This window comes from Lactobacillus kullabergensis, assembly GCF_000967195.1.
Lineage (GTDB): Bacteria > Bacillota > Bacilli > Lactobacillales > Lactobacillaceae > Lactobacillus > Lactobacillus kullabergensis.
This window is the reverse complement of sequence record NZ_KQ033871.1, coordinates 1,782,391-1,806,101: the sequence shown is the minus strand read 5'-3', so window position 1 is coordinate 1,806,101 and position 23,711 is coordinate 1,782,391. Positions and strand designations below refer to the sequence as shown.

Annotated in this window: 22 protein-coding genes and 1 pseudogene; 12 read left to right on the top strand and 11 right to left on the bottom strand. The window is 35.9% G+C overall.

Annotation, left to right across the window (positions count from 1 at the left end; genetic code table 11):
* Positions 1-10 precede the first annotated feature (10 nt).
* A complete protein-coding gene (locus JF76_RS08985) occupies positions 11-1,456 on the top strand; it encodes a glycoside hydrolase family 1 protein (protein WP_045928729.1) in 1,446 nt (481 codons plus the stop codon).
* A 391-nt stretch (positions 1,457-1,847) separates the two neighbouring features.
* Here the strand turns inward: JF76_RS08985 and JF76_RS08980 are convergent, their stop codons facing one another.
* The gene (locus JF76_RS08980; RefSeq protein WP_045928728.1) at positions 1,848-2,696 is read right to left on the bottom strand and encodes a helix-turn-helix domain-containing protein; all 849 of its coding nucleotides are present in this window, start codon (positions 2,694-2,696) and stop codon (positions 1,848-1,850) included.
* A gap of 106 nt (positions 2,697-2,802) precedes the next feature.
* Here JF76_RS08980 and JF76_RS08975 point away from each other — a divergent pair, with 106 nt between their 5' ends.
* Complete coding sequence (locus JF76_RS08975; protein ID WP_045928727.1) at positions 2,803-4,047, top strand: MFS transporter; 1,245 nt, start codon at positions 2,803-2,805, stop codon at positions 4,045-4,047.
* 570 nt (positions 4,048-4,617) lie between these two features.
* Here the strand turns inward: JF76_RS08975 and JF76_RS08965 are convergent.
* The 3 genes from JF76_RS08965 to JF76_RS08955 form a co-directional block, all read right to left on the bottom strand.
* Positions 4,618-4,950: a type II toxin-antitoxin system PemK/MazF family toxin gene (locus JF76_RS08965; RefSeq protein WP_045928725.1), complete on the bottom strand. Its 333-nt coding sequence runs from the start codon at positions 4,948-4,950 to the stop codon at positions 4,618-4,620.
* Positions 4,944-5,195: an AbrB/MazE/SpoVT family DNA-binding domain-containing protein gene (locus tag JF76_RS08960; RefSeq protein WP_052697113.1), complete on the bottom strand. Its 252-nt coding sequence runs from the start codon at positions 5,193-5,195 to the stop codon at positions 4,944-4,946. The genes JF76_RS08965 and JF76_RS08960 overlap by 7 nt, the downstream gene beginning before the upstream one ends.
* A gap of 157 nt (positions 5,196-5,352) precedes the next feature.
* Entirely contained in the window at positions 5,353-6,591 is a 1,239-nt protein-coding gene (locus JF76_RS08955) for an MFS transporter (RefSeq protein ID WP_045928724.1), read from the bottom strand.
* A 150-nt stretch (positions 6,592-6,741) separates the two neighbouring features.
* On the opposite strand from JF76_RS08955, the gene JF76_RS08950 reads away from it, so the two are divergent.
* Both JF76_RS08950 and JF76_RS08945 read left to right on the top strand, forming a co-directional pair.
* A complete protein-coding gene (locus JF76_RS08950; RefSeq protein WP_045928723.1) occupies positions 6,742-7,671 on the top strand; it encodes a hypothetical protein in 930 nt (309 codons plus the stop codon).
* Positions 7,672-7,907: 236 nt separating this feature from the next.
* Entirely contained in the window at positions 7,908-8,231 is a 324-nt protein-coding gene (locus JF76_RS08945) for a hypothetical protein (RefSeq protein WP_045928722.1), read from the top strand.
* A 111-nt stretch (positions 8,232-8,342) separates the two neighbouring features.
* Here JF76_RS08945 and JF76_RS08940 read toward each other — a convergent pair whose 3' ends face one another.
* The 3 genes from JF76_RS08940 to JF76_RS08930 form a co-directional block, all read right to left on the bottom strand.
* A complete protein-coding gene (locus tag JF76_RS08940) occupies positions 8,343-8,711 on the bottom strand; it encodes a type II toxin-antitoxin system PemK/MazF family toxin (RefSeq protein WP_045928721.1) in 369 nt (122 codons plus the stop codon).
* Positions 8,705-8,962 (bottom strand): AbrB/MazE/SpoVT family DNA-binding domain-containing protein, encoded by a 258-nt coding sequence (locus JF76_RS08935; protein ID WP_045928720.1) that lies wholly within the window; start codon positions 8,960-8,962, stop codon positions 8,705-8,707. Before JF76_RS08935 ends, JF76_RS08940 begins: the two co-directional genes overlap by 7 nt.
* Before the next feature lie 305 nt (positions 8,963-9,267).
* Entirely contained in the window at positions 9,268-12,255 is a 2,988-nt protein-coding gene (locus JF76_RS08930; RefSeq protein WP_045928719.1) for a TIM-barrel domain-containing protein, read from the bottom strand.
* Between the two features lie 155 nt (positions 12,256-12,410).
* On the opposite strand from JF76_RS08930, the gene nagA reads away from it, so the two are divergent.
* The 3 genes from nagA (at position 12,411) to JF76_RS08915 (ending at position 16,396) form a co-directional block, all read left to right on the top strand.
* The gene (gene nagA / locus JF76_RS08925; RefSeq protein WP_045928718.1) at positions 12,411-13,565 is read left to right on the top strand and encodes an N-acetylglucosamine-6-phosphate deacetylase; all 1,155 of its coding nucleotides are present in this window, start codon (positions 12,411-12,413) and stop codon (positions 13,563-13,565) included.
* A 215-nt stretch (positions 13,566-13,780) separates the two neighbouring features.
* Entirely contained in the window at positions 13,781-15,424 is a 1,644-nt protein-coding gene (locus JF76_RS08920; protein WP_045928717.1) for a malolactic enzyme, read from the top strand.
* Between the two features lie 6 nt (positions 15,425-15,430).
* On the top strand, positions 15,431-16,396 hold the full coding sequence (locus JF76_RS08915; RefSeq protein WP_045928716.1) for an AEC family transporter: 966 nt from the start codon (positions 15,431-15,433) through the stop codon (positions 16,394-16,396).
* 102 nt (positions 16,397-16,498) lie between these two features.
* Here JF76_RS08915 and JF76_RS08910 read toward each other — a convergent pair whose 3' ends face one another.
* Positions 16,499-16,936, bottom strand: coding sequence for a GNAT family N-acetyltransferase (locus JF76_RS08910; protein ID WP_045928715.1), 438 nt, complete (start codon positions 16,934-16,936; stop codon positions 16,499-16,501).
* A gap of 363 nt (positions 16,937-17,299) precedes the next feature.
* Here JF76_RS08910 and JF76_RS08905 point away from each other — a divergent pair, with 363 nt between their 5' ends.
* The 5 genes from JF76_RS08905 (at position 17,300) to JF76_RS08885 (ending at position 20,727) form a co-directional block, all read left to right on the top strand.
* Entirely contained in the window at positions 17,300-17,902 is a 603-nt protein-coding gene (locus JF76_RS08905) for a rhodopsin (protein WP_167594943.1), read from the top strand.
* 161 nt (positions 17,903-18,063) lie between these two features.
* Positions 18,064-18,768: a hypothetical protein gene (locus JF76_RS08900; RefSeq protein WP_052697112.1), complete on the top strand. Its 705-nt coding sequence runs from the start codon at positions 18,064-18,066 to the stop codon at positions 18,766-18,768.
* Between the two features lie 10 nt (positions 18,769-18,778).
* Positions 18,779-19,414 (top strand): ATP-binding cassette domain-containing protein, encoded by a 636-nt coding sequence (locus JF76_RS08895; protein WP_045928713.1) that lies wholly within the window; start codon positions 18,779-18,781, stop codon positions 19,412-19,414.
* The gene (locus tag JF76_RS08890) at positions 19,404-19,928 is read left to right on the top strand and encodes a hypothetical protein (RefSeq protein ID WP_045928712.1); all 525 of its coding nucleotides are present in this window, start codon (positions 19,404-19,406) and stop codon (positions 19,926-19,928) included. The genes JF76_RS08895 and JF76_RS08890 overlap by 11 nt, the downstream gene beginning before the upstream one ends.
* A gap of 10 nt (positions 19,929-19,938) precedes the next feature.
* A complete protein-coding gene (locus JF76_RS08885; RefSeq protein WP_045928711.1) occupies positions 19,939-20,727 on the top strand; it encodes a membrane protein in 789 nt (262 codons plus the stop codon).
* Positions 20,728-20,775: 48 nt separating this feature from the next.
* Here JF76_RS08885 and lepB read toward each other — a convergent pair whose 3' ends face one another.
* From lepB to JF76_RS08875, 3 genes and pseudogenes are all read right to left on the bottom strand, one after another.
* Positions 20,776-21,432, bottom strand: a complete 657-nt coding sequence (gene lepB, locus JF76_RS08880; protein ID WP_034981125.1) for a signal peptidase I — start codon at positions 21,430-21,432, stop codon at positions 20,776-20,778.
* 377 nt (positions 21,433-21,809) lie between these two features.
* Positions 21,810-22,178: pseudogene (locus JF76_RS10450) on the bottom strand (transposase); the annotation flags it as partial.
* Positions 22,179-22,690: 512 nt separating this feature from the next.
* The gene (locus JF76_RS08875) at positions 22,691-23,623 is read right to left on the bottom strand and encodes an SLAP domain-containing protein (RefSeq protein ID WP_045928710.1); all 933 of its coding nucleotides are present in this window, start codon (positions 23,621-23,623) and stop codon (positions 22,691-22,693) included.
* Positions 23,624-23,711 lie beyond the last annotated feature (88 nt).

The following is a 23,711-nucleotide window of genomic DNA, read 5'->3' as shown; positions in this document are numbered from 1 at the left end:
GGAGACAATAATGACCACAAATAATTTTCCTAAAGGATTTTTATGGGGCGGTGCTACTGCCGCCAATCAATTAGAGGGTGCTTACCAAGAGGGAGGTAAAGGTTTATCTTTACCAGATGTTATGCCTGGCGGTAAGGACCGAATGAAAATCATTGCTTCACCTGATTTTGATTTTAAGATTAATTCAGATTACGTTTATCCTAACCACATTGGTATTGATCACTATCATCATTATAAAGAAGACATTGCACTTTTTGCCGAAATGGGCTTTAAGTGCTACCGCTTTTCAATTGCCTGGTCCAGAATTTTTCCTAATGGGGATGAAGAAACTCCTAACGAAGAGGGACTTAAGTTTTATGACTCACTAATTGATGAATGTTTAAAGCATGATATTGAGCCTGTAATTACTATTTCTCACTATGAATTACCTCTTCATTTAATTACTGAATATGGCAGCTGGAAGAACAAGAAGCTGATTGACTTCTACGAGCGTTTTGCCCGCACCGTTTTAACTCGCTACCAAGACAAGGTTAAATATTGGATGACTTTCAACGAAATTAACAGTGCCGCTCACTTTCCAATTATGAGTCAAGGCTTAACGACAAGTAATGGCGCTGACGATAAGAAAAATATTTACCAGTCATGGCATAACCAATTTGTTGCTAGTGCAAAAGCGGTTAAAATTGGTCATGAACTCAATCCTGATATGAAAATTGGCTGCATGATTTTATACGCTACCACTTACAGCTATGACTCAAATCCTAAGAACCAGTTGGCTACCCTGCAAGATAATCAGGCTAATAACTTTTTCTGTGCTGATGTTCAAGTCAGAGGACATTATCCTGCCTATACTAAGAGTTTATTAGCTCGTCAAGGCGTGCAATTAGCTGACATTGATTATACTGATGATGAATTAGCATTGTTAGCTCAATATCCAGTTGACTATATTGGTTTTAGCTATTATATGTCATCTGTAGTTGATGTTACCCATGAAAACCAAGAAACTGCTGACGGCAATATGATAGGCGGCGTTAAGAACCCATTTTTAAAGAGCAGTGACTGGGGCTGGCAAATTGATCCGACTGGATTAAGAATTGCCTTAAACCAATTGTCCGATCGCTACCAAAAACCTGTTTTCATTGTTGAAAATGGTCTGGGCGCGGTAGATAAGCCAGATGAAAACCATTATGTGGCTGATGATTACCGGATTGACTACTTGCGTGAACATATCGAAGCTATTTCCCAGGCAATAGACGATGGCGTTGATGTTATGGGCTATACTCCTTGGGGCTGTATTGACTTGGTCAGTGCTTCAACTGGTGAAATGTCGAAACGTTATGGCTTTATCTATGTTGATGAAGACGATGAAGGCAACGGCAACTTTAACCGTTACAAGAAAAAGTCTTTTGAATGGTACAAGAAGGTTATTTCCACTAACGGTGCTGATTTAGGGTAAATGACTTGATTTAAAGGTTGACTATTAAATTAAGGCAATGTTTCATAATATATGAAAGCGGGTAACTAAAGTATCTGCTAGATGTTGATTTGAGATGGGTAGATTGGACTTAGTTGCACTCACTCAAGGAGTCTTGATAGGATTGTGTGAACACCTCGAGCCAATAGTAAAACATTCATTGTTGCAAATAATAAAGGAACTCTTTAAAGGAGTTCCTATTTTTTTGAAAGAAATATCTAAGATAGATGTACATACACAGGAGAGGGCAAGATCTTTTACAAGTTGCTGCAAGTGAATTCAATAAGCTAATTGGAAAAAAGGTTAAATTAACATTAGGTCGTAAAGGAAGAAGCGAAGAAGTAACAATAGTATTTGACTCTAGTGCTTTCCATCATTTGTTTTCTTGCACAGTTTTTTGCAACTGCTTACTAAATTCAGTCATGCCGATTAAGGCAAACTCTTCTATTTGCCTTGCGCAATTATCCAGATAAACCTGTTGGGGATCAAAATGATAGTTAATAATGTTCTCCAAAAATAACAGAACCATCTTATTAAAGAAGGTTAGTGGCTGGGTGTGAATCTCATGGGATTTTTCCACCAACTGCTTTGCTTCCTGGTACTTGTCTTTTTCCAGACACATACTAATCATATTGATTAATATTCCCAACACTATAAATTGTATATTGTCATTATCGCTATCTTTAAATTGTTGAAAAATTTTGTTAGTAATGATCATATCACTGGCAAAATCATAAAAAACCATGCAGTTCAGGAAAATTTTGATAGTTTTCCAGTCAAAATTCTCTTCATTAAAGAATTTATTTTTAAGTTGTTGGATTTCTGCAGCACTCAATCTTTCTCTATTACCATCTATAATAGCTAAGATTGAGTTCACACTTAGCATTAAATCATTTTTACTGGTAAGCTCGCTACCCGCAATGGCCTGCTTAATTTCTTTTAAACGCTTAGTATCAAAATTATAATAAGCGTCCGTCATTTGGGCAACAATCTTCTTTTTGAGATTATCTTCACTTTCAGACTGGTAATCAAGTTGTTTAAAAAAATCAGCAATTTTAACGTGATTTTGCCGTAATAATTCAATTAGGTCTGCCGCTGAAATGCGCGTCAGATCTTTTTCTACTTTGGAGTAAAAAGAAGGGCTGATAACGTCGCCAATCCATGCGCGTTGAGTTTTGCCAGCTTCTAAACGGTATTGTCTAAGTAATGCACCGATAGTCATAATTTAACCTCATTAAATTTTTTTGTTTCATATATGACACTTTTCTTTTCTCAATTTTAGCTCAAGTACAATTGAAAATAAAGAAAGCTAAAAAGGAGAAAAAATTATGACTATCTTTTTTAAAAATAAAGAATATCGCAAGTTTTCAATTGCCAGTATTTTATCCAGTGCTGGAGATATTTTATTCTATTTAGCGCTGATGACTTACGCTAGTCGGCTTAAAAATTATTCGCTGGCCTTATCATTAATCGCCATTTCAGAGTCAGTTCCCCGGCTGTTTTCCAGTGTTGGTGGCTATCTAGCTGACCGGACACAGAATAAATTTCAAAAAATAGTCTGGATGGCCATGATTAGAGGAGCGCTCTATTTGCTAGTCGGCTTTCTTTTTAGCCAAAATATTGCCGGTTGGAATTTAGTAATAATGGTGATTATCATCAACTTTATTTCTGATACGGCCGGAACTTATTCTGGTGGTTTAACAACGCCTTTAGTTATCAGTCTGGTTAAAAAAGATGAGATTGCTGAAGCCGAAGGCTTTACCAGCGGTGTCTCACAGGTAATTACTTTGGTTAGTCAGTTTGTTGGGTCAGGACTTTTGCTATTTATGTCATATTCTGCACTGGCTGTGATTAACGGTCTGACTTTCATTGTGGCTGGGTTGATTTATTACAATATTGCTGGAAGTCAGCGTAAAAAAGGTATTGCAACTGTTACACAAGAAGTCGATGATCGCGGTTTTTGGGCTACCTTGGTTTTAGCATTAAAGCAAGTGAAAAAGGCTAGTGGCCTAATTACTACAGTACTGGTAATCGCCGTTTTAAACGGAGTTCTCAGCACGATCGAACCCCTGATTTCTATTGTAATTGCGGGCAATCGTCAGGAGATGGTCATCGGAACCTATAGTTTTACAATCGCGTTAATTGGCGCTATGGCAGGAATAGGCGCTGCCTTAGGTAGCATTTTTGGTACTAATCTATTTAAAAATGTTAGCCTTTATATCATCATTATATTTGCCAATATTGCTGGTGCCAGTGTCATAATTGCTATTTTAAGCAAACAAATTTGGTTCTGTTTAATAACTTATTGTATCCTAGGCTTCTTTGCAGGTACTGCTACTCCAAAATTAACCCAATGGATGGTAGGTGCAGTTGATCGTAAAATTTTGGCGTCCTCTGTTGGTCTGATTAATACGATTTTATTAATTGCCAGTCCCTTAATGACAACTGCCTTTACTACTCTATCAGCTGTGACAAACGTGCAATATTCTCTTCTAGGATTATTAATCGTCAGTATTTTGCTCTTTGCAATTACCGTATTGGTGATGAGAAAATCCGCACAAAAAGCGCAATAAATAGCCATTTAGCTGGTAAACTTGCAGTTGCTTTTTGCCAGCATTTTTCTAAGCCAGATATAAAAAGCCACCAAGATAATGGTGTGAATCACCAAATTAGGATACTTTATGGTTGTTAACTGAGAACTAATTGCCGTTATTTGATCGGAGTTAGTTCTTTTAGTTTGGTCTTAATTTGATAATTATGCCAAAGCTGATAGATTATAATTTTATCTTGTTTAGATAATTTAGACATAAAAAAGCCCCAAAAGTTGGATAATGTTTGGGGTTCAGTACAGTTTTTGCTTTTTAAAAAAATTGAACTTAAATTTTTCTGATTTTTTCATATTAGCTTCGTCTAATCTTACTTTGATATTACCTTTCATTCTCACAGTTGGATCTATTGCCCTAACATGCTGTAGTAAGGCTGCAGCATAGATTTCATCTAATAAATAAAGGTGATTTAACAAACTTTTCTGCTACTCTATATTTCTTTGGTGAAGATATAGGAACTATTAAAACCGTGTTAAAAAAAGGACCAATCTTAGCTTCACAACATATCATGGAATTATCTACAGAAAAACCGCTTGGCTAATCTTTCTGAAAAACTACTTTTACAATTTTGAGTATCTTTTCCATATAATCATCAGGTAGTTGCTCTAAATAATGAAATGGTCGGTTATGATAATCGATTGTAACTAGCTGGTCTAGCATGACTACGCCTTTTGTTTGAGATGCAGCAGGTAATTCTTGATATAATGGGTAGCGTCTTTTAGTAGTAGATATAGGAGCAAACACAGCAATATGAGCGTATTTTTCAACCCCTTTATAGCTTAAATATAAATAAGGTCGTTTGCCAGATTGTTCATGCCCCTGTTTAGGACTTAAATTCATTAATAGAATAGATCCTTGCTTAATTACCATTTTTCATTTCCTTTTCTCTCATCTGGTAACTTAATTTCAGTATCAAATTTTTCACCTGAATAATCTTTAAAAAGTTCTTCAAAAGTTAAATCAGGTGTATCATCTTGCTTTGACATTATTACTTTGTTGTCCTCAATTTTAAAGTTTAACTGATCTCCTATAGTAGCGTTTAATGCTTGCAAGACTGCTTGGTTTAATCGGATGCCTTTAGAATTACCCCATTTAGATATAGTAGCCCGAATCATAATTTTCCCCCTATAAAAAATAAACAATGTATATCCTGAAATGTAATAAAATTATACAATGTTTATCTACGGAGATCAAGCAAAACAAAAAAGCATCCTGAACGAAATATGATGTGACCACCAAAATTAGGATACTTTATTAGTTGTAAGTTAGTTTTTATTTATTAGGACTTTTTCTCAAACTGAAAAAGATAATCAGAATAAAGTTAATCAGTAGAGTGAAGCCTGTAGTCCAGAAAACTGTAGCATAGTTGAACAGTCCCGAGATAGTAGAGCCCATTAGTGAACCAAACACAGAGCCAACTGCTTGGAAAGATTGATTGTAGCTAAAGATACGGCCAAAGCTTTCGGCTGGAGTATTCAGTGTCAAAACAGTCTGTGCAGCCGGTAACATGGCAGCACTGGCAATTCCCAGCAGAAAACGCAATCCTGCCAGCACCCAAGGCGAATGAGTTAAGGCCATAGGAATAAAGAGAACAGCTCCTACTATTAAACCTAGGCGTAAAATTTTTAGTGGTCCAATTTCATCCATTTTGTGTCCGATTTTGGAAGCAGCCAGCAGCGTTCCGAGACCTGGGGTTGCGGCCACAATCCCCGCTACAAATGCAATGTTTTTACTGTTAGGCATCATTGACTTGACATACAAAGAAACAATTGGGTCAATTGACATATTAGCGGCTTGCACTAAGAGAGTAGTCACGAACATTACCACAATCAGTTTAACGTTGGGTAGAGAACGCATGATTTCTTTCATTGGCTTCATTTCTTCGCGGGAAATTGGGGTAAAGTTTTCATGAACTAGGAAAGTCGACCCTAAAAAGACGAGCACCATCAAAAAGCCGGTGATGAAGAATGGAATCCGGTAGCCCCAGACGCCACCAAGCCAATTACCGAAGAAATTTGACAAAACACCACCTAAAAGTGGTCCGACTAAGTTTCCAGCAGTACCGGCAGTCATCATTTGACTCATTACCCAGCCACTTTTTCTGTGGGGAGTTTCTCCTGCGATCAGGGCGGTAGCATTGTTAATGTAGCCGGAAAAAGCACCCTGAATAAAACGCATGACAATTATGTAAATAGCGTTAGGAGCAAAACCGGTAGCAGTAATAGTTAAAGCCATGACCCCAGATGCCCGCATGCACATTAATTTACGACCCTTGCGGTCAGCCAAGTTGCCCCAATAAGGTGAAACAATTGCCTGAGCAATAAATGTCATGGCAAATGCAAGACCGGAATACATGCTAATCTGCAACTTGCTGTAGTGGCCCAGATCAGCGATAAATAGTGAGATAAAGGGCATTGTCATGGAATAACCCATACCTGTGATAAAGCAGCCTAGCCATAAAGTGACAAAAGCTTTATGCCAGCCAGCCGGAAATTTTTCGGAAACTGTCAAAACGTCCTCGCTTTCTTTTTTAATATTTTTCTAAAAAATATGATATCTTTTCTATTTTAGCACAATAAATTTGCTAAGAATTTGCTAAATAGCTGATATTTTCATATTAATCATGTTAGGATATTATTTCTGAAAGGAAGGGGTGCTGGTATGGAAAGAAATTCACACTTGACCAGGCAGGAATATCGTGAAAAATACAGCCAAAAATCCCAGCTTCAAAATAAAGGAATGACTAAAACAGCACTCAGGGGGCATGACATCTCTCAGACTCGTGCTGACTACCGCCATTTAAAACTAAATTTCTGGGATATTTTTGCAGATCGACCATATGTTGCAGTGGCCATTGTTGTTTTGGCAATTTTCTTAGTTATGGCTAAACTCTGGTGGCTTCTTGCTGCACTAGCAATTGTGGTCGCAATTGGCATCTTTGTGATTGGTCGCAGTCATCATCCTAACCGGGTACTTAGTCTCGAATTTAAAATGAAGTCATCCCGGAAATTAAGCATGTTACGAGCTTTGCAATTTGGTGGCTCGATTATCATGTTTCTGGCCACTTATATGAAAAAAGTGGTAACAGTTAATTTTTCCACAGCTGGTTCGACTGATGGCTTGCAAGTCGTTCAGGGCATCTTGTCTAATCGTGGTGGCGTCTATGGTCAACAGGGATCATACTTCTTGAGTTTATTGAATACCCTAACTGGTGGACAGCTGTGGGGTAAATATCGTTATGCGACTAACAGTGCCCAAATGATGAGCAGTGGCGCAGGACGACTAATTATCATGTGGGTTCTGCTCTTAATGATTGCACCAGCATTTTGCGTTTTAGCACAATTTTTCCGTGAACCATATTCGCGCAATACGGCCTTGGTAGCTTCAATCATAGCTACTATCAGCTTTGTTTTAACTCCTCGTTTATTGAGTAAGTGGATCGTAGAATACGCTGTCGAAAATCGTATGGCCAGCAGTCAGGCACAGGCTGCTGTTAGTGTCGGACCTATGGCCTATGTGGCAATGCTTTGCGCAATTTTAGTTTTAGTTATTTCAGTTTACCGGGTAATTAAAAAGGACAGATTCGTTTAAAAACCAGAAAAAGTTTTAAATCATAAACCAGCTTTTTGTGCTATAAGCTGGTTTTTTTATGATTTTAAAAACTGCTTTGAAAAAGCAGTTTATTATATTTTGCATAGCAAATTTATTTTTACTTAATATTGTAAAAGTATAGGTTTGTCTTTAAAATCATGTTAAACAGTAAATAATAAAATATCATCTGTTTAAAAATTTTTTTGACTTAAATTGTAAATAGGAGGGGATTATTTATGCTTAATGATATTGTTTTGATTTTGCTAATAGTTGATGCTATTTACTTAATATATCTAGTTTGCGTCAGATTAACACACAAAACACCGCAGAATTCTAAACTTATACAATTTTATCAGCACCAACATTTACGGTGGACTAAAGTTAAGTACTTCTTCCTTGTAGTTCCTATTGTTTTATTTCTTCTGCCATATGATAATAGCTGGAATAATTATGTAACATCCTTGTTTGTGCGCTTTATTGGAATTGTTTTGTGGACGCTGATATTTGTGATTGGTGACTTTCTCAATGGGAAAATGTATCACTGGTTTTTCAAAAAATAATACGGATAAGTAAAAAAAACATAAGCACCTCAGGTTAAACCTGAGGTGCTTTTAAAGTGAAACTATTTTTATTATTTGAGTGGTTTGAATTAAGCAACATTTTGATAAAAATTAACGCTTATCTAAAATTTGATATGCTTTAGATAGCAAGTTATCCAAATCTTTATCACTAACATGTCCAACAATTTTACCATTTCGACCGGAAAAATCATAATTAGGCATTTGAAAAGTAACTACACTACCAGATAACCCACTGCTGATATCTGGAAGACGATAGTATAGACCACGATTATCTTTTTTAAGATCATGCGTAAGAGGCATGCAGATAACGAGTCCTGTTTTTTGATTATATGCATTATTTGATATAACTATCGCTGGTCTTTGAATATTGCCAGATTGGGGATTATGACCGCCTTCTTCTCGTCCTGCATGTGGTTCAGCATCTATCCGAATAATGTCTCCTTGTTTGGGTGCTACCACGGAATATTCTCCTTACCAAACTGCATAGTATCAGGGTTACCTACTTTTTCAGTTTCTTTTTTAAAGTCAATATCATCATATTCTCCATTAAACCACGGATTAGAGTCAATAGCCTTATAGATTAAAGTGCTATTATCTTCCTGAATCAATTCAAATCGTTGTCCAGGTTTAACTCCAGCCTTACTCGGGACCGTGAGTGCTATAGAATTACTAACTTTTCTAGCAACAAAGTTACCCAGTTTCTTTTTCATTAATATTAGCTCCCTAATTTATGTTAGTACAAGTATACACCGCACCCGATGAGATTTCGATTATGTCTCTCCATAATTTAGGCGATTTCGATTTTAAGCAGCAATATAGTCTTAACAGCTATTTAGCATAAATAATAGAAGTCATAATCATATTTTCAATGCGATAAAGCCTTAAGACTAAAATATATAGACAAATCATGAGTCAAAAGCTTAATTATATGTCTAATATAATTTTTAAATAAAAGAGCCCCAAGTTATGACAACTTTTAAAGGCTCAGTATATATTAACTTTGCGCTTATATTTATTATCTTTTTGCTCTGAAAAAGATAATTTCTCTTGCAGCAATAATCGGACCAGATGATTGATAGATAGTCAAATGCACTTTTTTTGCACGGACATCTCGCAGACCAACCACCTTGTTTTTCGTGTCAGCTTTCCACTGCAAGTGGTCTGCATAGGTAGTATATTGCTCGCCATCCGTTGAAACAGCAATTGAAACGACAAGAGGATCACCATTATGATCAATATTTCGTGGCACATAGACCATTCTGCTTAATTTCTCAACTTTTTCAAAAGTAAAGGTTAGTTCCAGTGGTTGTTCAGGTGAAATTGATTGATCCGTTTGCCATTCGCTTGCCAGTTTAAGATCAGTTAAATAAGGCAGGGGATGATTTTCTTTGCTGGTATAGTTGCAAGTCACATCAATGTTTTCAATAGCATAATCTTTAGCAGCGTGCTTGGTAATAACGCCGAAAAGATCAGACCATTCAGAAACTTTATTTCCTATTACATACCGCATTCTAATGATATAGCGAGTATTAGGGGTTAATTCGTGAAAAGTGAAATTTTTACCGGTAATACCTACATAAAGGAGATTATTAACTTCTATCTGAACTGCACTTTCATGAGGCCAGGCAAGCTCGAACGAATGAGCTGAAATTTTGCTTGAATCAACTGCCGGCAATTTAGGTGAAGGCAATACGCCACTGGTAATTTCATGTACTAAAACTTTCTTGCCATAATTAAAATTGTGCACTGTAATTTCGATTTTAGTTGTGGTAATGTCTCGACTTGCTAATTTTATTTGCAGGGCAGTTTGCGTGTTCTTGTGATATTGTTTAAATTCATCCAAGCCATAATTAGTATTGTAAAAAATGCCTTCACGAGCATGATTGAAAGCGTCAAGCGATCCGTATTCTTCCACTGGGACAACTTGATCGTTAATTTTAATAGTGATGCGATCAGGGTAAGAATCACACATAATAGTCAGCTTAGTAGGCTGTTCAACATCTTGGCTTTCCCAGTTGCCTGCAACTGGTGGAATAGTTACCAGCAACGTTTCATTTTCAGTTTTACTGAAAATTTTTGTGGTGGAATTATTGGATTCAGCGACTTGAGAGTTATCGTTGTAAATAGCTGTCTCACTTTGGTCCTGTGGGTAAAACAGAAAATCACGCTTACCCCAGTCAAAAATACTCCCACCCCGAACAAAGACTGGCAGGTGCCATAATGGAAAAGATAAATTGTTGTAGACCTTGCCACCGGCATATTTTTTACCTGTAAAAAGATCAATCCACATTGTCTTCTTCCCAGGTAAATACAGATTATCTTTGCGTGAATCTCCGTTTTCATCTTCGCGGCCATTAGTAATTGGTGCAATTAACAGATCGGAACCTAACATGAATTCATTGCCAAACTGTGCTGTGTAATTAGCCGGCTCGTCTGGAAAGTCGCTGAAAAGGGGACGCATGATTAATGCGCCATTTTTTGCCTGTTCATTTAGTGTATATAGGTAGTTAGTCAAATGCTGGCGCAATTTGAGGTAAGCCAAATTAATGTCGGTTATTTTCCTATTATAAGCAAACGAGTTTTTACTGAAGTTGCCCTGATCATCGAAGTTAAAGAGCAGTGGGGTAAAACATTTCCATTCAAAATCACGGACATTGATTTGTGCATTGCCACCGCCTTCTAGTCCATCAACCGCTGCACCAACTAAAGGCTGACCTGAAAGATTTGCTCCGAGCATACCAGCTACTTGTGTAGCAACATTGCCCCAGTTGCCGCCAACATCACCGAAGATCAGTGCGGCGTTTTTTTGCATGCCTGTACTGCCGCTATCAGCAAGCACTAGTGAACGCTTTGTTTGTGAATCGCTTTGAAGCTGTGCTTTATCTTTAGTCGCTATTTCATTAGTAGTAAAAGTAAAAGCAGTTTTTTCCGGTAATTCGACTTCGCTTTGGTGCCAAAATCCGGGATGAACGTCTTGGTTTAACGCATATTCATTAAAGAAACTAAGAGCTTGTTGATTGTTGGCTTGAACACCATAATTGGGCACAAACCAGCTCAAAGGAAAATGCATGGCGTGATAGCGATCAATTAGTGCCCGCGCGGAAAACTGGTAGTTTTCTTCACCGTTAAGCGAAGCCTTGCCCGATGCGGCTTTTTCATCTTTTGTACGAGTATAATAATTATTGCCAATTTTACTGGCATTACGCTCTTTAGCCTGACTTGGCTGCCATAAGGTTGTACAGAAATTGCCGATATGACCCAGACCTAAGGCATATTTTGGCAATAACATCGGTTTGCCAGTCAAAGTATAGTAGCGCTGCAAAATTTCCTGAGGATTAGTACCAAGAAGGTAAAATGCATCAAAGACTGCATCTTGGTGGGTGAGAACAGTGACTCCTCTCTTGGTTTTGCCAAAATCATAAGTTCCTGCTGCAGTAGTGTTTCTTAATTCGCCATAACCAGCATTCGACCAGAAAAAAGGAACAGGCATAATGACCCCGCCTTTACCGGTTATTTGGTCATGCTTAATTGCGATTTTGTGTCCTCTGTGACTAAAGTAGCCATTTTGCAAGCCGCCACCATAAAAAAATTCATTTTTATTTTCTGTTAAAAACTCACGGGTTTTGGTTGAACTAAGTTCAAGAGGTTGAGATTGGTGCATCCTGTTGTGGTGCAATGATTCATCAAAAATACTTATAACAGCTGGATTTTGCCCAAAAATAATTTGGTAATTGCCAGTATGAATAATTAAGGAATCATTGGTGGCTCTGACCTGCGACTTTGCAAAGGCAGAATTATCAAACTGGGTTAATTGAATAGTTTCCGTTCGATTTTCAGTAAAATTTTGCTCCGGATCAATTAAAAGACGAAAAATGCCGTCAGCTAAGACGTAAAAGCGCGCAATTTCGCCCGTGGCAAAATGTAATTCGTAATAGTGGTCACACTTGCTGGCACCAGTAAGTGCTCCTAGTTGATGTTGATTTATTTGCGTATTTTGAATCATATTTCTTGTTTCCTAATTAGTTACCTATACCACTATTATAACTAAAAAATAAAAAGTTTCCGTACTATTTGAAATTGAACTGGTAAATACCAGTTGATTAAGCTAAAATTAAGCTATAAATACGAGGTTATTTTAAAAAGAAAGGCAAAAATATTATGACTTATTATATTCATGCAGATAAATTCTTTCTTGAAAATGTGACAGAACAAGGTGGTTACTTAGAAGTTCAAGATGACGGCAAGTTTGGCTTTTACTATACTGAAGATCAGAAACCTGCAGGCAAAATCGTAGACTATAAAGGCAAATGGATTGCACCAGGACTGGTTGACACGCATGTACACGGTTCACTAAAAGAAGACGTGATGAAAAGTGATTGGGCGGGGATTAACCGCCTGTCAGAAGGCTTTTTACAGTCTGGCGTTACCAGCTGGCTGCCAACGACTTATACTGCTGGTGCAGATACATTAAGCAAAATTTGCCAAATGTTTGGCGCCCATAAAGGTGAAGAAACTGGTGCTAAAATTCAAGGGTTGCATTTTGAAGGACCATACTTTACCGCTGAACATGCTGGTGCAGAAAACCCTAAATATTTGCTTGATCCTGATATTAATCAATTTAATGAGTGGCGCGAAGAATCTAAAGGGCTGCTGAATAAAATATCTCTTGCGCCTGAGAGAAAAGGTGCCCGGGAATTTATCCGTGCTGCTGTTAAAGAGGGTGTAGTTGTTTCTTTGGGACACTCCAGTGCTAACTTTGACGAAGCTAAAGCCGGTGTTGAAGCTGGTGCAACTATGTTTACTCATACTTTTAACGGGATGCCTGATCCTTCACACCACGATACATCAATTTCCAACGCTGCGATGGCTCTGCATAATGTGACAGATGAGCTAATCTGTGACGGTCACCATGTTCAAAAGGAAATGGTACGGGCATTGGTTCAGCTTAAAGGTGCCGAACATATTTGCTTAATCACAGATTGCATGGAAGCCGGTATGATGCCTGACGGTGACTATATGTTAGGTGAGTTGCCTGTTTATGTTAAAGAGGGCATGGCTCGTTTGAAAGGTGGCAATAATTTAGCCGGTAGTATTTTGCAATTAAAGACTGCAGTCAAGAATGTTGTTGACTGGAACGTTGCTACTCCTGAAGAAGCTGTTATGATGGCTTCTTATGTTCCGGCTAAGAGTGCGCACGTACTCGATAAATGTGGTTCAATTGCACCTGATAAGGACGCTGATTTCTTAGTATTAAACCCTGACATGACTTTAAGTGAAACTTATTTAAATGGTGAGTCACGCTACCAGGCATAAAGCAGTTTATTAATTATTATATAGAATAAAAAGCCAATTCATTAACTTGAACTGGTTTTTTATTTGCACAATTTTTTATAAAAACTATATTAAATTATTTACTATATACTATACACTATTGATATAAGCTTAATTTATTGCACTTTTTACATACTGGTTATAGTCTAATCATATAGTACGTGCTAATAATAATTAAATAGACGGAGAGTGAAAAAATGGCTAAAACAGGACAAGATAGGTTGAATGACCCATTTTTAAACAAAGGTACTGCTTTTACAGAAGAGCAGCGAGAAAAGTATCAACTGGCAGGGATGTTACCTCCTAAGGTGCAGTCATTAGAAGAGCAGGCGCGGGAAGTTTACCTGCAGTATCAAGAAAAATCAACTAATTTGGAAAAGCGAATTTTTTTGATGACCGTTTTTAATACTAATCGGGTGCTGTTTTTTAAGGTCTTCAGTGAGCATGTCACAGAATTTATGCCGATTGTGTATGATCCCACGATAGCTGAAACTATCGAAAATTACAGTCATTTGTTTGTAAATCCGCAATATGCCGCATTTTTGTCAATTAATGAACCTGATCAAATTGAAGATAGTTTGAAAAATGCGGCTGATGGCCGTGATATAAAACTAATAGTGGTTACTGACGGTGAAGAAATTTTAGGAATTGGTGACTGGGGTACACAGGGAGTTGACATTTCTGTTGGCAAGTTGATGGTTTATACTGCTGCAGCTGGTATTGACCCGGCGTGTGTATTGCCAGTAGTGCTGGATGTTGGCACTAATAATGACAAATTACTTAATGATTTCCTCTACCTAGGCAACCATCAGCGTCGCGTAAATGGTGAACCATATTATCAATTTGTTGATCTCTTTGTGCAAGCTGTAGAAAAATTATTTCCGGGACTATATTTACATTTTGAAGATTTTGGTCGGGATAATGCTGATAATATTTTAAAACACTATCGTGATCACATTTTAACCTTTAATGATGATATTCAAGGTACCGGTGTCATTGTTTTGGCAGGTATCTTGGGAGCATTGAAGATTAGTGGTCAGAAATTAACAGATCAAAAGTATGTCTGTTTTGGTGCAGGAACAGCTGGCACAGGAATCGTGGAGCAAGTCTATGCCGAGATGCTGCAAGCAGGCTTACAACCTGAAGAAGCACGCAAGCATTTTTACTTGGTAGATAAACAAGGTCTGCTCTTTGAAGATACGCCTGAACTAACACCAGCGCAGAAACCATTTGTCAGGAAACGTTCTGAATTCAGCAATGCTGACCAGCTTAAAGATTTAAAGAGCGTTGTGCAAGCAGTTCATCCTGATATTTTAGTGGGAACTTCAACTCGTTCAGGTGCTTTCACTCAAGATATTGTGACGGAAATGGCAACTCATACCGAGCGACCAATCATTTTCCCATTGTCAAACCCAACTCAATTAGCAGAGGCAAAAGCAGAAGATTTAATTCATTGGACTAAAGGCAAGGCTTTAGTAGCAACTGGTATTCCCGCTGATCCAGTTGATTATAACGGCACTAAGTATGAAATCGGACAAGCCAACAATGCTTTGGTCTACCCGGGACTTGGTCTTGGCGCTCTGGCAGTTAATGCTAAGATTTTAAGTGATGAAATGATTAGTGTAGCGGCCCACTCACTTGGCGGCATTGTTGATTCAAGTAAACCAGGCGCAGCAGTTTTGCCACCAGTTGAAAAACTAAATGTCTTTTCTCAAACTGTAGCAAAAGCTGTGGCTAACAAGGCAATTGCCGATCACCTCAATCAAAATGATTTTCAAGATGGTGACAAGGCAGTGGCTGCACTTCGCTGGGCGCCTGAATATAAAGATGAGCAGGAGTGAGAATAAATGCAAGCCTTTATTACTTCATTAACTAGCGTTGTTGAACTGTTGCTTGTAATTGCTTTAGGGTATTGGCTGCGAACCAGTGGCAAACTAGGCGATCAGTTTAAGGGCAATATTTCTTATTTAATTATGAATATTGCTTTACCAGCTTCAATTTTTGTTTCCGTCTTAAAATATTTAAACAGGCAAAAATTATTTGGCTTAACAGGTGGATTGATCTATGCCATTATCTGTTTTGCTCTCAGCTATTTGTTCGCATGGATATTATGTAAGCTTCTGCGGATCCGCAAAGGTCGCCGAGGTACTTTTATTAACGCCATTACGAATGCCAATACCATTTTTATTGGTTTACCATTAAATATTGCCTTATTTGGACAAAAAAGTATGCCGTACTTTTTAATTTATTATGTGTTAAATACGGTTTCTACATGGGCAATTGGTGTCTTCTTCATTTCTAGCGATGACCCAACTGAACAAAAAGGAAAACAACAAAAATTCAACTGGAAAAAATTGTTGCCAGCACCATTAGTTGGTTTTCTAATTGCCTTAATTTGCTTATTAGTTGAAGTACCAATTCCTAGTTGGATTACGGCTGTGTTAAGTATGGTTGGCGGCATCGTCACGCCGATGTCATTGATTTATATTGGTATTATATTGGCAGATGCCGGTTTGAAGTCAATCCACCTTGACCGCGATACCATTTGGGCATTGCTTGGCCGTTTTATCTTAGTACCTGCTTTAATGATGATTTTAATTGTTGTTGGTGCAAATTGGCTGCCATCCTTGACAGGTCTAGCTAAACAAACCTTAGTTGTGCAATCAGCTACTCCTGCTTTGGCAGTTTTGCCAATCTTAGTGGGTGAATCGCACGGGGATGTGCAATACGCTACCAACGTTGTGACCACCTCAACAGTTTTATTCGTAATAGTTGTACCAGTAGTTTTGGAAATCACGCAAATGCTAATATAATTAATAAAAATTCATGTTATAAAAACCCGTCTTTGATCATGTGGATAAGGCGGGTTTTTGTTTGGAAAATATTTTAAATTAAAGTGCTATATTATTAAGTTGTTAATCCAACTTTTTACCAAATCGTTTTTGCATTTTATTGCTAGTATAGCCCAGTTTTTCGTAAAATTTATGAGCACCTAAACGTGATTCTCCTGAATTTAACCTAATTTCTTTCATGCCTAAATTTTTAGCTTGTTTTTCCAAAGTGTGCATAAGTTGACTGCCAATGCCTTTCTTTTGCACAGAAGAATCTACGGCTAAAGCTAAAACGTTGAACATGGGGTCAAAATAGGTTTCTTCAAAAACTTCTGCATGCAAATAACCTTCAACTTTTTTGGTACTATCATCTTCAAAGACCCAGAGATAATGATGCGCAGGATCATTTAGCAACCTTTTAATGTTGGCAGCCGTTTTTTCTACAGGATAATCATAACCTAGTTCAATTTGATTGATTTTTTGAATAGCTGGACTGTCAGCAACTTCACATTTTCTAATCATGAAAATTCCTTTCTTATATTTATTGCTTTATGAGTTAAAGTTATTTTAGCGCTCTCAATAATAATTAGGAAGCTCTTTTGTATGTCTAGACATAATAAAAGCACTATTAAAGTTGTACTGCCAAATTTAATAGTGTTTTTTTAATTCTGAACAAGTGGTATCATTAGTATAAGCTTTTTCATTTTTGACTAGTGCGAGTGTAAACAAATAAGGAGAGAACAATTGCATTCTAAAGCGGTAGACTCAAAAGCATCTCTTGTAAATTTATTTTGGGACCAATTTTTATTTTTGTGGCAACTAATAAAATCGCGCTTTCTTTTTTGGTTAGGCTTAATAAGCTTTGTAATACTGATGTTGAAATTAATGCCGAATTCTGCTATAGTTCCTATTTTTTTCATGGGTGTTGATTTTAACGCTGTTAAATCAGGCCAAGTTATTTTGCCTGTTTTTTGGTTTGTTTATTTTGTAGTACCGCTATTAATAGTCTTAAGCGGTTTTAAACAATTGTGGCAAGTAAGGGGAATGCAATTGCGAGGGCTGCGATATTCACCATTAAGTTTTGCTGTAGTTAATGTTGGGTTAATGGGATTGATCTCCCTCATTTATGTGGTACTAACAGAAGGAATTATGGCTTTAGTGACTGATTTTTCCTGGCTAAGACGTTTTAAACTAATGCAATTTTACGGATTATCAGCTTTATTAGTACTGGTCATTAATAATTTTTTAGGAATATTTCTGTTGTTGATAGTTCAGACAACTATCGGTCGCTTCAATGCTCCACTGGGCATAATTATTCCTTTTAGTTGGCTTATAATGACTGTTTACACCACTTGGAAATATAATCTGCTCAATAGTTTAATGCTTCTGCGTGTCAATAAGAACAATATTCTGCTGTTATTAGCTACAACGCTATTAATGCTAATTGTCTATTTAATTACTGACCGTTACAGTGAACCGGATTATTAAAAGTCTAATTCTACTATTTTTAATAATTCTAAAATGGTACTATGAACGTATAGAATTAAACGATAATTAAAAAATAAGAAACAAAAACTGGCTATTTATAATAGTCAAATTAATTTATCTTTATTGTTGCGGCTGTCCTCACTCTTAAAAAGAAGGTCTTTATGAAACGTTTGTTTTGGAATCAATTACTATATTTATGGCAAATAATCCGCTTCCGTTTTATTTGCTGGCTATGTTTGATCTGCTTTTCAATTATTTTTCTCAGTACGCAGCTAATTAATAGTTCACATACTTCTATATTTAATCTTTTCTTTGCCGATACCAGTCAAGGTGCATCTTTTAATTTTATTTTGTGGCTTGTCTATTTCTTAATACCACTGCTTATTGTGCTAAATAGCTTTAAACAGCTTTGGCAAACTACCATTATGCACCTAAGAGGATTACAAATTCCACCGAAAAATTTTACTGTTGTCACTATGTTGTTAATGGGAGTAATAGCTTTTGCCTATGTGTTTGTTACACTTTTAGTTATGTTGCTTGTTACGGCTTTACTTAAATTGCCCTCTTTGTCTTTTTTTAATTTAACTGACTGGCAGGCGATCCCACTACTTTTCATCAACAATTTTTTTGGAATATATCTGACGCTTCTTTTGCAAGGTACAATTGGAAAGTTTAATTCGGCATTGGGTCTGATTATTCCAGCTTCATTTTTGATAATGACCTCTCTTTTAAAATGGCAATTAAATCCTTTAAATAACTTGATAATTATGAGATTTAATTTCCCTGGTTTTTTATTATTATTGCTGGCAACTTTGATTATGGTGATTGTTTATGGGATTATTGACCATTTCTTTAGTGTAGATTAAGGAGTAAAAAATGGGTTTTATTGAATTAAAGCAAGTAGGAAAAATAGTGAAAAGACGGCCACTATTGCATGATGTTAGTGCAGATATTCCAGAAGGTAGTATCACTGTTTTAGAAGGAATAAATGGTTCTGGTAAAACGTTAATCTTAAAAGCAATTTTAGGTTTAATAAATACCAGTGGGGAAGTCATAGTTAATGGTAAGAAGATGAAGGTCCAAGAGCCTTATCCAATTAAAGCGGGAATTTTAATTGAAAATCCCAGTTTAATAGAAGAATTTACTGCTTATAAAAACTTAGAACTATTAGCGAAATTAGACCCAGATATTCAAGAAAAGCAGATTAATGATTTATTGGCGTACTTTGATTTAACCAGGTTTCCTAAACAAAAAGTTAAGAAATTTTCACTGGGGATGAAGCAGAAATTAGGAATTGCACAGGCTTTTCTTGGAGCCTATCCGTTAATTGTTCTGGATGAACCCACCAATGCGCTGGATCATGAAAGTATTGGTAAATTAATCAGATTGATTGATGGATATAACCATAAAGGTTCAACCTTTGTTATTGCTTCGCATGATCATGAATTTGTAAACAAAGTCGCCACGCAAAAGCTATATGTACAAGAAGGAACAATTAATCATGAAAAATAAAAAATTATTATGGAGTTTCTTCATTGCGATAATAATTGTAGTTGGCTGCGTGGGCTTTTATCGCTACCGCCAGGTAAACGCCCATCCTCAGCAGTATGGTGTGACTAAAGAACAGCTTTTTCACAAAAATGAATTGGTAAAAGCCTATCATGTTAACTTTATTGTTCATGAAGCTGCAGTTAAGAAAAGTAAGGATGTTGTACAAGCCAAAGTCAAATTTCATATACGTCAAACTGGCCGGCCATTCTATGGCGAGAGAAAAAACAATCCTAAGTTTATAGAAAATATGTATCTAAATAATTCTTATGGTACAAGCAATCCCTCAGTAAAGTTGTATGACAAAAGTCACCACAGTATTAATCCTTATAAAGCATTAGCACACGGCAAGCAGCCTTTTACAATGGACTTTACTATTCCGCGCTATTCATATGACATGCGCAATCAAAAGTTACGTTTCAGTTTCTTGGTACCAGCTAAAAAGCACTATGTTAAATATTCGCTTCTGCTAGAATAGGGAGAATAAAATGAAATTTTTGTGGTCACGTTTGAATAAATTATGGTTGTTTTTGGCATTGGTTATAGGAATAAGTATTAGCGTTGTACAATGTGGCATTTCTGCGTCTAAAAATATTCCTGCGACAAACTCACCTTATACTATGTGGATATCAATAGATCAATTTACTTTTGTACCTACTATATTTTTTATCTTGTTACCTTTAATAGCGAGTTTACCTGCCAGTACATTGTTAAAAGAAGATTTTACCAACGGCTATTTTTATAAATTAAAGATGGGGAAGTCCATTAAACAAATCTTGTTAGGATACCTAAAAATCGCATTTATGACAGGTTTTATTGTGATCGCTGTTCCTTTGCTGTTTAACTTCTTATCTTGGTTTATGATATTACCTAATATTAAGCCCGATAACTTACTTAATATTAATATTGGTGCTAGAAATTTTACTATGCTGTTTGTCTCCCTTTATTATTCCCATCCATTTGTCCACGCTATTTTGTCAATTATATTTTCTTCTCTTTGGGGTGGATTGTTCTCTGTATTCGCAATGGTTACTTCTTTATGGATTAAAAATAAGTTTGCTGCCATGTGTACAGGTTTAGTTTTGCAAATAGTTTTATTATTAATGAATGCAACTATCCGTTTGCCATATTTCATAAGTTATTCACCTGCTGATTTCTTACGTGAACTCCCTGGAATTATGACTAACATCTATGTGGTGGTGTTTATGACTGCAATATTATTACTTTATTGTATGATTATGTTTCATTTGGATGAAAAACGATTAGCAGAGTTATAAAAAGTGAAAGGAAAAAGGATTAAGTCCTAAATTTGGACTTAATCCTTTTTAATATGCTTTGATTCTGTTAAGTGGCCAATAGCGATATTTAACAACGCCTTCAATTTTACTTCTAGGGATTGCGCCTATATAACGACTATCTTTTGAAACGCTCCTATGATCACCCATTACAAAATATGAACCTTTGGGAACTTTGTTGGTACTTTTCATTTCTTTTAATTGAGAAGGGGAATAAATACTTTTATATTCTTTTGTTCTTGCTAAAGAACGAATTGAAAAGTCAGCAGTATAAGAATATTTAGTACCATAAAAACCGTCTTCATTATCCGTCAGCTTAAATCCTGGTTTTAAATAGTCTTGATTTATTTTTTTGCCATTAACATAAATCTTATTATTTTTTCCAGTAACAGTTTCACCTGGTAATCCTATAATTCTTTTTATATAAAAGGAATTACGTTCATCCGGAGCCTTTAAAATGACAATTTCATTTCGTTTCAATTTGCTATTGCGATTAGCTATAACTCTTTCTTGATTTTCAAAGGTTGGTTGCATCGAGATGCCAGACACGGAACATTTAACTATTAAATATTTTGTCAGTAAAAAATTAATTAAAATAAAAATCGCAAATAAGACTATTGTATATTTTAAAAAATCATAAAATTGTTTTGTCTTCTCATTTTTTTCGTTATTCTGATTATTTGCCATAAGTAAGTCCTTACAAATAAAATTACATATAATATAACTAGCCTGTGATTAATAGATAAATTATAGGCAGATAAATAATTAAAAGTCAAAATAATCTGAAAACCAACCTAAAATTAAACAAATAACCTATTTAGATGGATATAAACTTCTTCTAATTTTGGAGATCACAATCTATAATCAGATCATCAGGCTAATTTCTGTTTTTATTGTAAATAGCAAATGATAGTTATAAAAAGTCTCAGTTAAAATGAACTCGAACAAAACAAAAAGGTAATTTGAACCCTAAAATTAGGACATTTTATTAACTGCTAAGTAAGGACTAACTTTCAATATTCAAGCGGAGTTAGTCCTTTTAGTTTGATTTTGATTCTTTTCTAATTGTAATACTCAATGTAGTCTCTGATTGCATCTTCCGGTTCAGTGAGATTTTTAAACTGCTTTTCAAAATCATAAAACATTTCTCGTTTGAGTATCCCGAAGAAGCTTTCCATTAGCCCATCATCAAGCGAATTGCCCTTACGTGACATTGACTGGCTAATGCCATAGTTTTTCAGGCAGGCTTGAAACTAGGCATTTTGGTTTTGCTAGCCTTGATCGGTGTGGAAGATTAAACCAATCTAGACCGGATATTTGTACCAAGCCTAGTTTAACATGTCCATTGTTTGCTTAAGATTATGATTAAAAGAAATAGTATAGGAAATAATCTCTTGGGTACACACATCAATTATAGGTGATAAGTAGGTCTTTTAACTTCATTACTTGAATTTTTAGTATCTTTGTTATACTTGATTTATTTGATAAAGCTAATCTATGACCCTGCAAAAGTTAGAGATTAGCTTTCTTTCATACCCTGATTATCCTCATTGGCAATCAAGGTATTTTATTTGCATTGATAACACAATAAGCAAGTCTTGATAACTAATACCAAATTCTCGACTAGCACGATTAAGCTAAGATAATCTTGGCATTTCAGTATTATAATAATGACTTACTCTGCTAGAAGAAGGAAATTGAACTCTAGCAATTTGTGATTACCAACTGTCTTTAGGTTTAGTACTTACCAGCCATGATCTTGATCTATTTGTATATTCCTAAGTTTGAGTATGTCCACCAGCATTATAAGCACCTGAACCATATAAGTTCATTGGTGGAGATTTACTTAAATTCCTGTTGATCATAGATCCACAATTAAGCAAGCAAAAAGGCAAGAAATTTTCATGAAATTTCTTGCCTTTTATTAAAAGTTAAAACTTTAAAACTATTTATTCGGCTCCGATAACTTAGGCCCAGCTAGATACTTGATATCTGACGCTTTAAAGAAACATCTAGGATTATCTGCCTGCTGATAATATAGCTCCTCTTTTTTGCTATCTGGATTAATTATTTTAATAGCCGTACTTACTGATATGCTTTTTCCTTTTCGAAGGAGTGTACCCGTAAATGCTTTGCCATCTTTATCATAATATTTTGCATCGTTTACAGCATATACTTGTGTAAAAACACTATAGAAAGGTAATAGCTGTCTTGGAGTGATCTTAATATAGACATTACCAATAAATTCATCTGTACCCTTAATCCGGTATAATTTTTGTATAGCAGGTGGGGTATTAATACGTTTTGGACCAAACTCTTCTGAATTAGTTTCTTTATCTAGAATTATCTTTTGCCCACCACTTAAATATTTATCAAGCTGTTTACCTTGATTATCGTAAAGAGGTATTTTAGTTTGTGTTGACCAGAGCTTAGTAGTCGCAGAAGCTTCATTAGTATATAAATCATTGCCATTTATTTTTGCAACATTGACAACTTTGATATAACCACCATGACCGATATTATAATACTCTTTACCTTTAATGGTTACATAAGGTAAATAAAACCAATTCCAGTTAATATCATGAAATGAATAACGTTCAGCCATTGCATCAGTTGTCGTTTGAACCTTGCCAGCATACTGAATTGAGCTGCCTTTTTGTAGCAAGCCTTTGGTTTTAAGATATGAATATACTTTTTGCCCTTTTTTATTATAGACACGTGTCTTATGATTTAAGACTAAAGTGCCTTGCTCATTATTTTCATCTTGGTTAGTAGCTTGTGCTGCATGAGCTTGGTATCCATCTATTGTTAAAGTAGATATAGAAGTAGCTGCCAATATTCCAGCTGCTATGCTAATAAATAATTTCTTTTTTCTCATTTTAATTACCTCTCTGTTAAAATTTTAATAGTTATTTTCTTTAATGTCTGCTAATTCCCATTTATTTCAACATATGTTATTCTTTCCA